Annotated in this window: 13 protein-coding genes; 5 read left to right on the plus strand and 8 right to left on the minus strand. The window is 65.8% G+C overall.

The window, feature by feature from the left end; translation table 11 throughout:
* Window positions 1–39: 39 nt before the first annotated feature.
* Both AC1DE3_RS00185 and AC1DE3_RS00190 read right to left on the minus strand, forming a co-directional pair.
* Window positions 40–1,050 (minus strand): DUF2891 domain-containing protein, encoded by a 1,011-nt coding sequence (locus tag AC1DE3_RS00185; protein WP_476779310.1) that lies wholly within the window; start codon window positions 1,048–1,050, stop codon window positions 40–42.
* Window positions 1,051–1,140: 90 nt separating this feature from the next.
* Window positions 1,141–2,127 carry a Bug family tripartite tricarboxylate transporter substrate binding protein gene (locus AC1DE3_RS00190; protein ID WP_476851892.1) on the minus strand — a complete coding sequence of 329 codons (987 nt, stop codon included), beginning with the start codon at window positions 2,125–2,127 and terminating at the stop codon, window positions 1,141–1,143.
* A gap of 196 nt (window positions 2,128–2,323) precedes the next feature.
* Here AC1DE3_RS00190 and AC1DE3_RS00195 point away from each other — a divergent pair, with 196 nt between their 5' ends.
* From AC1DE3_RS00195 to araD, 3 genes are all read left to right on the plus strand, one after another.
* Window positions 2,324–3,025, plus strand: a complete 702-nt coding sequence (locus AC1DE3_RS00195) for a GntR family transcriptional regulator (RefSeq protein WP_476779308.1) — start codon at window positions 2,324–2,326, stop codon at window positions 3,023–3,025.
* Window positions 3,015–3,932, plus strand: coding sequence for a dihydrodipicolinate synthase family protein (locus tag AC1DE3_RS00200; RefSeq protein WP_476779307.1), 918 nt, complete (start codon window positions 3,015–3,017; stop codon window positions 3,930–3,932). Before AC1DE3_RS00195 ends, AC1DE3_RS00200 begins: the two co-directional genes overlap by 11 nt.
* A 139-nt stretch (window positions 3,933–4,071) precedes the next feature.
* On the plus strand, window positions 4,072–5,805 hold the full coding sequence (araD, locus tag AC1DE3_RS00205) for an L-arabinonate dehydratase (RefSeq protein WP_476779306.1): 1,734 nt from the start codon (window positions 4,072–4,074) through the stop codon (window positions 5,803–5,805).
* Window positions 5,806–5,929: 124 nt separating this feature from the next.
* Here araD and AC1DE3_RS00210 read toward each other — a convergent pair whose 3' ends face one another.
* The gene (locus AC1DE3_RS00210) at window positions 5,930–7,324 is read right to left on the minus strand and encodes a DUF2793 domain-containing protein (protein ID WP_476779305.1); all 1,395 of its coding nucleotides are present in this window, start codon (window positions 7,322–7,324) and stop codon (window positions 5,930–5,932) included.
* Window positions 7,325–7,448: 124 nt separating this feature from the next.
* Window positions 7,449–7,721, minus strand: coding sequence for a hypothetical protein (locus tag AC1DE3_RS00215; protein WP_476779304.1), 273 nt, complete (start codon window positions 7,719–7,721; stop codon window positions 7,449–7,451).
* A 13-nt stretch (window positions 7,722–7,734) separates the two neighbouring features.
* On the opposite strand from AC1DE3_RS00215, the gene AC1DE3_RS00220 reads away from it, so the two are divergent.
* Complete coding sequence (locus AC1DE3_RS00220) at window positions 7,735–8,109, plus strand: VanZ family protein (protein ID WP_441512888.1); 375 nt, start codon at window positions 7,735–7,737, stop codon at window positions 8,107–8,109.
* A gap of 150 nt (window positions 8,110–8,259) precedes the next feature.
* Window positions 8,260–9,702 (plus strand): undecaprenyl-phosphate glucose phosphotransferase, encoded by a 1,443-nt coding sequence (locus AC1DE3_RS00225; RefSeq protein WP_476851893.1) that lies wholly within the window; start codon window positions 8,260–8,262, stop codon window positions 9,700–9,702.
* Between the two features lie 172 nt (window positions 9,703–9,874).
* Here the strand turns inward: AC1DE3_RS00225 and AC1DE3_RS00230 are convergent, their stop codons facing one another.
* The 4 genes from AC1DE3_RS00230 to AC1DE3_RS00245 form a co-directional block, all read right to left on the minus strand.
* Entirely contained in the window at window positions 9,875–10,096 is a 222-nt protein-coding gene (locus AC1DE3_RS00230; RefSeq protein WP_441512890.1) for a hypothetical protein, read from the minus strand.
* A 157-nt stretch (window positions 10,097–10,253) separates the two neighbouring features.
* Window positions 10,254–11,807, minus strand: coding sequence for a DHA2 family efflux MFS transporter permease subunit (locus tag AC1DE3_RS00235; RefSeq protein WP_476851894.1), 1,554 nt, complete (start codon window positions 11,805–11,807; stop codon window positions 10,254–10,256).
* Entirely contained in the window at window positions 11,800–13,098 is a 1,299-nt protein-coding gene (locus AC1DE3_RS00240) for an HlyD family secretion protein (protein WP_476779301.1), read from the minus strand. Before AC1DE3_RS00240 ends, AC1DE3_RS00235 begins: the two co-directional genes overlap by 8 nt.
* Complete coding sequence (locus tag AC1DE3_RS00245; RefSeq protein WP_441512893.1) at window positions 13,091–13,576, minus strand: MarR family winged helix-turn-helix transcriptional regulator; 486 nt, start codon at window positions 13,574–13,576, stop codon at window positions 13,091–13,093. Before AC1DE3_RS00245 ends, AC1DE3_RS00240 begins: the two co-directional genes overlap by 8 nt.
* Between the last annotated feature and the right edge of the window lie 122 nt (window positions 13,577–13,698).

Below are 13,698 nucleotides of genomic sequence, written 5' to 3' on the forward strand. Positions count from 1 at the left end.
GGCCGCGCCCGGTCGAAGCAACCTTCATTGCTTCGGCGGCTAGCGCTCTTCGATGGCGAGCACCGCAAAGGTCGCGAGCCAATGCTCGCCCATATAATCGCCGGCGATATGCGGCAGCCCGGCTTCGAGATGCCGCCGCCCCGCATCCGCGATGATCGGCCGCCGTGCATCGCCCGCCGGCAACCCCGCGGCGAGCGCGCTCCAGCACCAGGCCCGGCTGAGATTCAGCCCGTCGAGATGCGCGATCTTGCCGTCGGTCCGGTCGCTCACAATGGCCGGCTTGAACAGAATAGCCGGCTCGCTCTGCGCGACATGCGGCAGGAAGCGTTCGAACCAGGGCAGGAAGCGTTCCGCCGGCAGCAGGCGGCGCATGCATTCCGCCTCGATCAGTGTCGAGGATTGGAAATCGTCTCCGCTGGGCTCGCCCCAGGCCGGGCAATCGACATCGGCGCCGTACCAGCGCAACGCCGTCTCGCGCAGCAGCGTCAAGAATGCCCCGTCCTCGGTCGCAGCCGCATAATCGGCCGCCATCCGAAGGCCGAAGGCGGTGTTGAAATGCGTGCCCACACGGACCGGATAGGTCGCGATCGGCAGGAAATCGCGGAAGCGCTGCGCGAAGGCCTCCGCCAGCGGAGCCATCGCCCTGCCCCAGCGCCCGTCATCGAGCCCCTTCAACTCGGCCGCGAGCTTCAGGAGCCAGCCCCAGCCATAGGGTCGCTTGAAGCCGCGCGCCGTGGGCCTGGCGAGATAGGCACACTCGACCGCAATCTTCTCCGGGACGAGCTGCGCGTCGAACAGCGCGACGATATCGGCGGCGGCTTCCATCCCGGGGTAGCGCCGGAGCAGGCGTGCGAGCATCCAGTAGCTATGCACGCAGGAATGCCAGTCATAACTGCCATAGAACACCGGATGCAGCTCGCTGGGCGTGCGCGCATCCTCCGGCCCGGCAAGCGTATGGTCCGGCTTGTTCGGATATTCCCGGCGGACATGGCTGAGCGCGATCCGGGCGAAGCGAAGCGCAATCTCTTCGGTCAGGACGGGGGTGGTCATGGCTCGGCAGTCTCCGGTTCGGCGCGACGCATCGACAAGGTCGTGGGCCCCCGGAGACTGCTTCGGCGCGCCGGAAAGCGCCAGATGCGATCACTCGATCTTCACATTCGCCTTCTGCGCCACCTCGGCCCAGCGCTTCGTCTCCGAGGCGATATGGGCTGTGAACTGCTCCTGCGAAGAGCCGACCGGATCGACGCCGAGCTTCTTGAGTTGATCGATCACCGCCTGCTCGCGCATGATCGCCTGCGTCTCGGTCGAGAGTCTGGCGACGATCTCCTTCGGCACGGCGGACGGCGCGAAGAAGCCATGCCAGGAGCTGGCGTCATAGCCGGGAATGAACTCGGCCAGCGCCGGCATGTCCTTGGCGACCTCCAGCCGCTGCGGCGTTGCCGTCGCCAGAGCGCGTATCTTGCCGTCCTGCACATGCGGCCAGGCGATGGTGATGTTGTCGAAGGTGATCTGGATCTGGCCGGAGAGCAGATCCTGCGTCACCTGCCCGCTCGAACGATAGGGCACATGCGCCATATCGGTGCCGGTCGAGACCTTGAACAGCTCTGCCGCCATATGGGTCGAGGTGCCCGCCCCCGACGAGCCAAAGGAATATTTACCCGGGTTCTTCTTTAGCAGGTCGATCAGCTCGGGAACCGTCTTGGCCGGCAGGTCGATATTGACCATCAGGATGTTCGGCACGCTCGCGACCTGCGAGATCGGCGCGAAATCCTTGACGTGGTCGAAGGGCAGCTTGGCGTAGACGGCCGGGTTGATCGCATGGGTCGAGACCGTGCCCATAGTCAGCGTGTAGCCGTCCGCCGGCGCACGCGCGACGGCAGCAACGCCGGTGTTGCCGCCGGCGCCGGCCCGGTTCTCGACGATGAACTTGCCGCCGAGACGTGCGCCGAGACGGTCGGCCAGGATACGGCCGAGCAGATCGGTCGTGCCGCCCGCCGCGAAGGGCACGACGATGGTGACCACCTTGCCGCCGGGATAGTCGCCCTGCGCGAAGGCGGGGCCCGCTGCGGCAAGACACGCCCCAGAAAGGCAGGCGGCGGCGATGATGGTTCTGCGCGTCATGCTCATCGATTCGTCTCCCCGTGGCGGACAATTCCGCCTGCGCCTCATAACGGGCGCTTGCCTCGATCGATAACACAGGATCGCAGATTTGAAATCTGAAATTTCAGATTGCCGCACGTAACGCTTTGTGCTGTTTGATGGGTCATGGTGCCCGGTCTCGCAGCCGCGATGCAGCGGCCCGACACGGCACCTCGGAAGAACCATGTTGCAGCCTGCCGTCGAACCCGTTGCGCCCGATCTGCTGCGCTCCCTGCGCGAGCACGTGCATGAGCGCTTGCGCCGCGCCATCGTCGCCGGCCGCTTCCGCAATGGCGAACGTTTGAACGAGCGCCATCTCGCCGAGATGCTCGGCGTCAGCACGACGCCGGTGAAGGACGCGATCCGCAAGCTCGAAAGCGAGGGCCTGGTCCGCACCGAGGCGCGCCGCGGCGTCTTCGTCGAGTTCTCGCCCCGGCAGGCGCTGGAAATGGCGCTCGGCCGGGCCGCGCTCGAAAGCGTCATGGCCCATATCGCGGCGAACCACCTGACCGGCAGCGACGAGAGAGACCTTGCCCGGTTGATCGCCGAGATGGAGCAGGCGACCGAGCATGGCGACCTCGAGGATCTCGTCGCGCTCAACGAAACCTATCACCGCGCGATCCATCGCATCTCCGGCTGCACCTATCTGGAGCGCAGGCTCGACGGCCAGCGCATGTACGATCATGCCCAACGCATTTCGCTGCATTCGGAGCTGGCCGAACGCCGCCGCGGCTTCGAGGAACACCGCGGCATCTACGAGGCGCTCCTGGCGCGCGATCCCGCGCTCGCTGAACTCAGGATGCGCCGCCACATCGTCCGCTCGGCGAAGGCCCATGTACGGCTGGTCTTCGGCGCGGACGCGGAAGGACTGGACTATGACGAATGACAAGGTGCGCAGTGCGCTGCGCGGCATTTCCGGCGTCCACGTCACCGCCTGGAAGGTGGATGGCGAAGCCGACTGGGCCCTGACGGGCAAAATCGTCCGGCGCATCGCCGAGGCCGGCATCCACAACATCGTCTCGGCTGGCAACACCGGCGAATTCTACCCGATGACAACAGCCGAAGTGGAGCGCTCGCACGCCGTCGCGGCGGAGGCGGCCGCCGGCAAGGCGCTGGTCACCGCCGGCATCGGCAGGTCCCTGCGCGAAGCCATCGCGACCGGAAAGCTGGCGGCGAAGGCCGGCTGCGACGCCGCGATGGTGCATCACCCGCTCGACCCTTTCGCCGCGCCGCAATCCCAGGCCGACTACATCCTCGCCATCGCCGAGGCGCTCACCATTCCGCTCGTCGCCTATATCCGCTCGGACGCGATCGGCGTGAAGGACCTGATCCGCGTCGCGACCCATCCGAACGTCGTCGGCGTGAAATTCGCCTCCAGCAACATGATGCTGCTCGCCGACTGCGTGCGCGAGACACTGGGCACCTCGGCCAACTGGATCTGCGGTCTCGCCGAAGGCTGGGCAGCGCCTTTCTATGCGCTCGGCGCCCGCGGCTTCACTTCGGGCCTGATCAACGTCGCGCCGGAACGCTCGCTTGCCGTCTGGCGTGCGCTGGAAGCCGGCGACTACGTCACGGCGCGCCGCGAGGTCGACGCCATCGCGGGCTTCGAGAAGCTGCGCACCAAATACGGCAACGGGGCCAATGTCACGGTGGTGAAGGAGGCGCTCGGGTTGCTCGGCACCGATGTCGGCCCGGTCCGCCTGCCCGGCCTGCCGGAATTGAACGAGGCCGAGCGGGCAGAGCTGCGCGGCATCGTGTCGAGCTGGGGTGCAGCGAAGGCCGTGGCAGAGTGACAAACCGTCATTCTCGGGCGGAGCGGAGCGCAGACCCGAGAATCTCATGACAAGATGACACTGGTTTCCGAGATGGTCGGGTCAAGCCCGACCATGACGCCAGTACCGCTTAGAACGACAAGAATTCGAGGAAGCGCCCATGTCCGCCCGCCCCCGCAAGACGCCCGAGACCCTGCGCAGCTGGCGCTGGTTCGGGGCGAGCGACCTGCGCTCGTTCGGGCATCGCTCGCGGGCTTTGCAGATGGGCTTTGCTCATGAGGAGTTCATGGGCAAGCCGGTGATCGGCATCATCAATACCTGGTCCGAGATCAACCCCTGCCACACCCATCTGCGTGACCGCGCCGAAGCGGTGAAGCGCGCGGTCTGGGCGGCCGGCGGCTTCCCGATCGAGATCCCGGTGATGTCGGTCTCGGAGCAGTACCAGAAGCCGACGACGATGCTCTATCGCAACTTCCTGGCGATGGAGACGGAGGAATCGATCCGCTCCCACCCCCTCGACGGCGCCGTGCTTCTCGGCGGCTGCGACAAGTCCACGCCGGCGCTGATCATGGGCGCCTGCAGCGCGGGGCTTCCCTTCATCTTCGTCCCGGCCGGGCCGATGCTGCGCGGCAACTGGGCCGGCAAGGTGCTGGGCTCAGGCGCAGATGTCTGGAAATACTGGGCCGAGAAGGAAGCCGGCAACATCACCGACGGTGAGTGGAAGGACATGGAGAGCGGCATCGCCCGCTCCTACGGCACCTGCATGGTGATGGGCACGGCCGCGACGATGATGAGCCATGCCGAGGTGCTCGGCCTCACCTTGCCCGGCGCCTCCGCTATCCCCGCCGCCGACGCCGCCCATCCGCGCATGGCCGCCGCGGCGGGAAAACGCATCGTCGAGATGGTCTGGGAAGACCTGACTCCGGACCAGATCCTGACCCGCAAGAGCTTCGAGAATGCGCTGACGGTGCATATGGCCGTCGCCGGCTCGACCAATGCGATCATCCATCTCGTCGCCATGGCCGGTCGCGCCGGCGTGCCGCTGACGCCTGATGATTTCGACGCCTTCTCGCGCACGGTCCCGGTCATCGCGAATTTGCGCCCCTCCGGCGATTTCCTGATGGAGGATTTCTTCTATGCCGGCGGCCTGCCGGCCCTGCTGAAGCAGCTCGAGAGGAAGCTCCACACCGATGCGATGACGGTGACCGGCAAGCCGCTGGCGCAGACCATCGCGCTCGCCAACGTCTATGACGACAACGTCATCCGCCCGCTCGACCGCCCGGTCTCGACCGCCAACGGCCTCGCCGTGCTCAAGGGCAACCTCGCTCCCGATGGCTGCGTCATCAAGCCCTCGGCCGCCGAGCCGCGCCTGCTCAGGCATTCCGGCCCGGCCCTCGTCTTCGAGGACTACGACGCGATGATGCGGGCCGTGAATGACGAGAACCTCGAAGTCACCGCCGATCACATCATGGTGCTGAAGAATTGCGGCCCGGTCGGCGGCCCCGGCATGCCGGAATGGGGCATGCTGCCGATCCCGAAAAAGCTCCTGAAGCAGGGCGTGCGCGACATGCTGCGCATCTCGGATGCCCGCATGTCCGGCACCAGCTACGGCGCCTGCATCCTGCATGTCGCGCCGGAAGCCTACATCAAGGGCCCGCTCGCCGCGGTGCAGACCGGCGACATCATCAGCGTCGATGTCGAGGCCCGCAGCATCTCTATGAACCTCACGGACGCCGAGATCGCAGCCCGCCTCGCAATCTGGACGCCGCCCAACCGCGACTATCCGCGCGGCTGGGGCAAGATGTCCGCGGCCCATATCCGGCAGGCCGACAAGGGCTGCGACTTCGACTATCTCGAAGGCACCGCCAAGGTGGCGGAGCCGGAAATCCATTGAGGCATGTGGGAAGCGCCATTCTCAGGCCGCCCCCCTGCGCGGACCTGAGAATCGCCTGCCGAACGAGGCTCCAGAACCGATCTTCCCGCGATGCTCGGGTCAAGCCCGAGCATGACGCGCTGCTTTACAGCTCCGCATCGAAGGCGACGGCGTCGAACGCCGCCCGCACCCGCCCCAGCGCTTGCGCGGTGACATGGGCATAGGCGCGTTCGAGCGACTGGGCGACGACACCGCGGTCGCTGCCCTGCACGTTGAGTTCCTGCGAGACCGAGAAGCTGACAGCCGGCGTCGCCCGCATCGGCACGGGCATCCCGATGCTCTGGCGAGAGCCCGCCGCCGGGGCCTGGTAGGCGTCGAGCAGGATCTGCCCGTCCGGTCGCCAATGGTAGCGTCGGCACAGCATCTGCTCAATCGCGAGCGGGCGCGCGCGCCAAGCAGTAGCGATACTCCCCTGCTCCAGCTTGATGCGGGCGAAGTTGACCGTCCCGGCGCTCGGGGACAACCGTACCGTCAAGGCGCCCGTGTCCCCCACAGCCGGCGTCAGCGTCACCGAGCGGCGGCCTGCGCCTGCCGTGATCGTGCCGGACTGGCTGGCGATGGCGACCGTGAGATTGCCGCCGCTCAGCCCTTCTACGGAAAGCGTCAGCGACAAACCGGCAAAAGAGGCAAGGCCCCACAGCGCCGGCTCGACGACCTGCACAATTCCGCCGGAATTCAGCGTGATCGCGAAGCCGCTGCGCCAAAGATTGGCGCCCCCGCTCGCCGCCTTCCAGCGGTCGAAGCCGTAGCTTCCCGCCGCGAGCGCACCGCCCCCAAAGCCCCGTTGGTTGATCTGCATATCGCCATTGATCAGGAAGTCTGGTCCGGCCGCCCAGGCCGAGCCGGGGAGCGCCACGCCGCCCGTCCCGCGATCGATCGCGATTGCATCGTGCCAGGACGAGCCATCCGCGCTGACCTTGACCCGAAAATCGTCGTCTCCGGATAGGCCGAACTCGGCCCGCCCCGACCAGTTGCTCTGAAACAGGACGCTCGCGGTGCTGCCGGCGCTGCCCTTGTTGATCTTGAGGCGATGGTCGCCGCCGGCATGGTTGAACAGGCTTGCCTCGGAGGACACGGCGAGACGATTGGTTGCGTCGGCCGTCGCGTTGATCCCCCAGCGCTCGGCCCCGAGGCTGCTGAGAGGGCTGGCGCGCCGCCATTCCGTACCGGTCCAGAGATTATGCTCCGCCTCATCCGCGATCCAGGCCTGCCAGCCCTTGCGCGGCGTCAGGAACGTCCAGCCGCCATCCTCGAACAGCGCCAGTTGATCGGTCCGGCCGGCGAAGACACCCGCGCCGCCCGGCGGCACGATATAGGCGGAAAGCTCAGTCGGCGAAGCCGGCGGCGCGGCCTGCGTGCGGCTGTCGACGACCAGATGGATCAGGGCATCGAGCCGCATCAGGGCGTCGTTATGGGTCACATGCTTCTGCGCCTGCCCGGCTGCGAGCAGGGGCAAGGAAAGTCGGGGGGTATCGGTCATGAGGCCTCGCGAAGGGGATGCAGCGCCGGGCTGTCGCGAGGGGGATTATCGAGCGGTTGCCGGCGCCGGGGATAAGTCGGCCAGCGCAATTGGAGCGGCGCGGCCTCAGGCTGGAACCAGCTCATCAGCGAGGAGATGCATAGATCGCCTTGGCGCCGCGCGCGATCCGCGCCGCCGGCGATGCGGCAGAACTCTTCAGCATGAAATCTCTCCCCTTCATCGCCGACACGCTGTCCCGGCGCCCTTGCGACAGCATAGCCGGCGCGAAGACATGACACAGTTTTGCCCTATGCCATTGCTTCGCCGTTTTTACCTTGCCATAAAGGCATAGCTGCGCATCGGCGCGAAACGATTCTGACAGTGCTGGCCTAAATCTTGCTGCGCGTCCCGCCAGCATTCGGAGTCCCGGTTTGAACGCCTCCCTCGACAAGTTGCGCCGCGCCGCCGTGCTGATCGGCTGGACCGCCCTCCTCGTGATCATCGTGTCGACATTGTCGCCGATCGATGCCCGGCCACACCTTCTGAATCTGGGGCCGGACGTCGAACGCTTCCTTGCCTATCTCGCCGCTGGCGCGTTGCTGACCTTCGCTTACCCGCGCCAACGCTGGCTCGTGCTGCCTGGCCTGGTCGCTCTGGCCGCCGGTTTGGAATGGCTGCAGACGCTGGAGATGACCCGTCACGGGCTGCCTCATGACGCGCTGGTCAAGATCATGGGTGCGGTTATCGGCTCCGCCATGGCAAGCTCCTTCGAATACATGCTCCGGCGCTTCCGCAACGCCTTCTGAACGTCGGGCCTGCTCGATCCGGTGTTCCGATCTGGTCCAGCGGCCCGCGGCACAGGCATTGCCACCTCAGCCTTCAAGACGATCCGCTGCGCGCCCGCGTCCCGCATTGGGACAGGGCGTCGCTGCAGCTCGGATCTGGGGCGGAGTGACATGAGCGTCAACGATCTGGACAGCACGCTGCTGACGACGTCCGCAAGCCGGCGGCGCCTCTGGCGGCACTGGCTCGGGCCGCTGACCGCAGCGAGCGACGCGTTCGTCGTCGGCTCTCTCGTTGCGGGGGCGTCGGCCACCTATTACCTGGTAACCCAGCATGAAATCGGCATGGATCGCGCCGCCCCCGAGCTGGCAGCGATGTTGATGACGATCTTCGTCTTCATCAATCTGATGCAAGGGCGCTATCAGCTCAAAAACTACCTCTCGCCCCAGGGACAGATCGCATCGGCTTTCTCCGTCTGGAACATCACGATGGTCGCGTTCCTGGCGTTGATCTTCGTTGCCAAGATCACCGGGCACTACTCGCGAATTGTCATTTTCACGACCTATTTCGCCGGAATACCGGTGATCGCGCTCTCGCGCTCTCTTCTTGCCCGGTGGGTCGCAGCCGGCAGCAAGGCAGGCCGGATCACGGCCGAGCGCGTCTTCCTGATCGGGCAGGAAGACAACGTGATGTCCTTCGTCGCCCGGCACAAACCCTGGCATGTCGGTTTCGCGATCACCGACGTTGCGTTCCTTAAACCCGGCCGGAATGGCAATCGGGCGGAACTCGCGGCCAATCTGGCCGCCGCCGTGGCAAACTGCCGGGCCGGGCGGCCCGATGCCGTCCTCATCGCCCTGCCCTGGTCGGAACAGCAGACGATCGAGGCCTGCGTCAGCGCCTTCACCAATCTTCCGGTCGCGATCCATCTCGCGCCCGAGCCAATCATGGAGCGTTTTGAGACGCCGCATTTCGTACGCTCCGGCTCGTTTTCCAGCCTGCGCCTGACCCGGCAGCCGCTATCTGGGGCAGAGATCGCAGCCAAGCGCGCTTTCGACATGGTCGCGGCAGTCGCGGGTTTGGTGCTGACCCTGCCGCTCCTCATCATGATCGCCGCCCTGATCAGGCTCGACTCGCCCGGCCCGATCCTGTTCCGGCAGCGTCGCTATGGCTTCAACCAGCAGGCGTTCCGCATCTTCAAGTTCCGGACCATGACCACGACCGATGACGGGCAGGTCGTCATCCAGGCCAAGCGCAACGATCCCCGTATCACCAGAGTCGGGCGGTTTCTCCGCCGCTACAATCTCGACGAACTGCCCCAGCTTCTGAACGTCATTGCCGGTGACATGTCCCTGGTAGGACCGCGGCCGCATGCGCTTGCCCATGATGTCGAGTTCCAGCGCAGGATCGCCAACTATGCGCGCCGTCACAACGTCATGCCGGGCATCACCGGCTGGGCTCAGGTGAACGGCTTTCGGGGCGAGACCGATACCGACGAGAAGATGGCCAAGCGCGTCGCCTATGATCACTGGTACATCGACAACTGGTCGTTCTGGCTTGATGTCGCGATCCTGCTCAGAACCGTCTTCAGCCGCAAGGCTTTCACCAACGCGCGTTAGACGCGGGCCAGGCGACTTGAATCAACCTTTCGGGAACCGCCTATAACCTATTGATTATATGAAGCATTGTCAGGCCTTGTTACGACCAGGCCGGGTCGGCGCGCCATTGTCCGCGCATTGCGCGGCTTCGCGCCGGCAAGAGCGGCCGGCAAGGATGGCCGGCTCGCACCTCTTATGAGAACAGGTGCCAGATGCCCCGCCCGAGCCAGACGGCGCAGCCGAACATGATCGCCAGCGCCAACACCAGCGTCCCGAAGATCACGGACCGCCCGGCAAAAAAGCTCGCCAAGCTCGCCCGGTTTTCGGGAACATTGTCGTTCGCCGCCCGCGGCACGCGAGCCGGGCTGGAGATGCGGAACGGGGTGGGAATTCGATGCACGCGCTCTGGTCGCATGGCACGGGCTCATAGCGTTAAAATTGCGTTAATCCGACGCAATGATAATCGACTGAAATCGATCTGCGCAAAAGCCCAAGGTGAACATTCCGCCGAGTTTGGCCGAACAAGGTTAACCTAAGGTCAGCTCCACCCGGCCGCCGGCTCGCGCGCGATGCTATTCCATCACCATCGCATGGTCGTCGGCCGGGGCGGCGGCCTCTTTTCGAGGCGTGCGCAGCAGCGCCAGGAAAGGCAGCGCGGCAAGGCAGAGGATCATCAGCAGCTTGAAGTCGTCGACATAGGAAATGATCGTGGCTTGACGCGTCACGACCTCGTCGAGCGCGGCGCGCCCCGCGAGCTTCAGCGGATCCCAGGCCTCCTTGATCGCCGGCGTATCGAAGATGCGGTTGAACGGCGTGACGTAATTCGCGATCTCGGCATGGTTCACCTGCACGTTGCGGGTGAGCAGATAGGCGACCAGCGAGATGCCGACGCTCGAGCCGATATTGCGCGAGAGGTTGTAGAGGCCGGTGCCGTCGCCGCGATACTCCGCCGGCAAGGTCGCGAAGGTGATCGTCGTCAGAGGGACGAACAGAAGCCCGAGCCCAGCCCCCTGCAGGAAGCCGGTCAGCATGATGGTTTGTTGCGATACGTCAGGCGTCCAGCCGGCCATGTCGTACATCGCCCAGGCGCTGACCAAGAGGCCCGAGCCGAGCAGGATGCGCGTGTCGACCTTGCCGATCAGCTTCCCGGCCACGAACATGCAGACCATGGTGCCGAGGCCGCGCGGTCCCATGACGACGCCGGCAGTCACCACCGGATAGCCCATCAGCGTCTGCAGATAGGGCGTCATCAGCGCCAGCGACGCCAGATAGCAGATGCCCACGATGAAGATGAAGATCAGCCCGACGCAGAAATTGCGGTCGAGGAAGAGCCGCGGCTTGATGAAGGAGTTCTCGGCCGTGAAAGTGTGCACCACGAGGATGTAGAGCGCCGCGGCGCAGACGGTCGCCTCGACGATGATCTCGAAGGAGTCGAACCAGTCGAGCTGCGCGCCGCGATCGAGGAAGAGCTGCAGCGCGCCGATCGCGATGCTGAGCGCGCCAAAGCCGATCCAGTCCAGCTTGGCGGAAGCGCTGGACCTGGTCTCGCTGACGAAGATCGAGACGCCGACCAAAGCCAGGATGCCGAGCGGCAGGTTGATGTAGAAGACCCAGCGCCAGGAGATGTTCTCGGTCAGCCAGCCGCCGATCACCGGCCCCAGCACCGGCCCGACCATCACCGAGACGCCGAACAGCGCCATGGCCGAGCCGCGCTCCTCCGGGGTGTAGATATCGAGCAGGATGCTCTGCGACAGCGGCACCAGCGCCGCGCCGAAGAAACCCTGCATCAAACGAAAGCCGACGATCTGGGGCAGCGACTGCGCCGCGCCACACAGGATCGATGCGACGACAAAGCCGATGATCGCCACCGACAGCACCCGCTTGCGCCCGAAGCGAGCGGCCAGGAAGCCCGAGGGCGGCGTCATGATTGCCGCCGCGACGATGTAGGAGGTCAGGACCCAGTTGATCTGGTCGGCGCTCGCCGAGACGCTGCCCTGAATATAGGGCAACGCGACATTGGCGATCGTGGTGTCGAGCGCCTGCATGATCACCGCGAGGATGACGCAGGCAGTGATGGCGCCGCGGTTGGCGACCGGGGTCGCTGCCGCGGCGATGGCGCTAGCCATGGTTGTTCTCTGTCTTCTTGCTCGTGCCCGGGTTCTTGCTCATGCCCGGATTCTTGCTCATGCCCGGGGTCTTGCTCATACCCATGGCCGAGCCGACGAAGTCCGGCAGGCCGCGCGCATGGCCGGTGTCGACATCGAGCGTCACGCTCATGCCGGCGCGCAGTTGCGGCCTGTCGGGCGGCGTCTCGATCTTCACCCGCATGGCGATGCGCTGGACGACCTTGACCCAGTTGCCACTGGTGTTCTGCGCCGGCAGCAGCGAGAAGCTTGCCGCCGAAGCCGGGCTGATACTGTCGACCGTGCCGCTCCAGTTCGCGCCCGGATAGGTGTCGACATAGACCTCGGCCTTCTGCCCGGGCCGGACCCAGGTCAACTCGGTCTCCTTGGGGTTCGCCTGGATCCAGACATGATCGGTGGAAACCAGGCTGAAGGCGTTGGTCGCCTCCGCCAGATACTGCCCCTTCTGCAGCGAAGGCACGTTGGTGACGATGCCGTCCATCGGCGCACGCACCACGGTGTGGTCGAGCTGTCGCGCAGCCTCGGCGCGAGCGGCGACGGCATCGCGATAGCGCGGATGCTCCTCGACAGGAGCATCCGGGTTGCCGTTCAGGCCGGCGGCGATGCCGGCGAGCTGGGTCTGCAACTGCACCAGTTTCTGCTGCGCGCCGTCGAGATCGTGCTTGGCCTGGTCATAGGTCACCTGCGACGCGACGGATTTGGTGGCGAGATCCTGCTGGCGCTTGAACGTGGTCTGGAAGAACGCGATATCGCTCCCGGCCTGGGCGATCTGGCTTTGCATGCCCTTGTAGGTCGCCTTCAGCGCCTCGAGATCGTTGCTGACCACGCCGATCTGCGCGTCGGCCCGCTCCAGCGCGAAACGGAACGGCTTGTCGTCGAGCCGGAAGAGCACTTCGCCGGCCTTCACCGGCTGGTTGTCGCGGACATCGACCTCGCTGACGATGCCGGCGACATCCGTCGAGATGCCGACGATATCGGCCTGCACATAGGCATTGTCCGTCGACATCACCTGACCACCGGTGACGTAGTAATAGCCGCCCGCGGCCAGGGCGATCGGCAGCAGCGCGAAGAGCAGCTGGCGCTTGCGATTGGGGCCAGGACGCGCTGCCGGAACCCCGGATGTCGCGATGGGCGCTGTCTCGGGCGTCTTGTCGGCGGGCGCAGCGGGCGCCTTCGCCTCTCCGGCGCGCTTGATCTCGGTCACGTTGCCGCGCATCTCCGGGTCGGAAGCGCTTGTCGTGCCGGCATCGGCTCTTCTGGCAACGTCATCCATGGCGGGCCTGTCCTTCGGCGGCCGGCGATTGGCAGGCAGCCACGAGATTCTCTTTCATGGTTTCGAGCAGGCCGAGCAGCCGCGCGCGCTCCGTTTCCGGAATCGCACCGAACGCCTCGGCCCGCGTGACTTCGCCGAGCCCGCGCATTGTATCGAGCGTCGGCCCGGCCTTCTCGGTCAGGTAAAGCTGCCAGCTGCGCCGGTCGGTCGGATGCGGCCTGCGCTCGACGAGCCCGCAGCTCTCCAGCTTGTCGACGATCCGGCCGACGGTGATCGGCTCGACATCGATCAGCTCGGCGAGCATCCCCTGCTGAATGCCGGCATTTCGGTCGAGATAGGCGAGCACCTGCCATTGCGAGCGCGTCAGCCCGGTGTCGCGGGCGTTCTGCTCAAAGCGTTTGCGCAGCAGGCGCGCGACATCGTGCAGGAGGAAGCCCACGGTCGGTGGCGGCTTTGTAGGCATGCTTGTCATAAGCATCTATATAATATCCTGATACAGCCATGCCAAGCGCGGGGGCCATGGTCGCGCGGTACGTCCCCCCTGCATGGCGCGCATTGCCAGGCGCGATCGGCCGCGGCTACCTTCGCCCGGCGGGAGCG

It is taken from the genome of Allobosea sp. 10L417 (genome assembly GCF_056395485.1).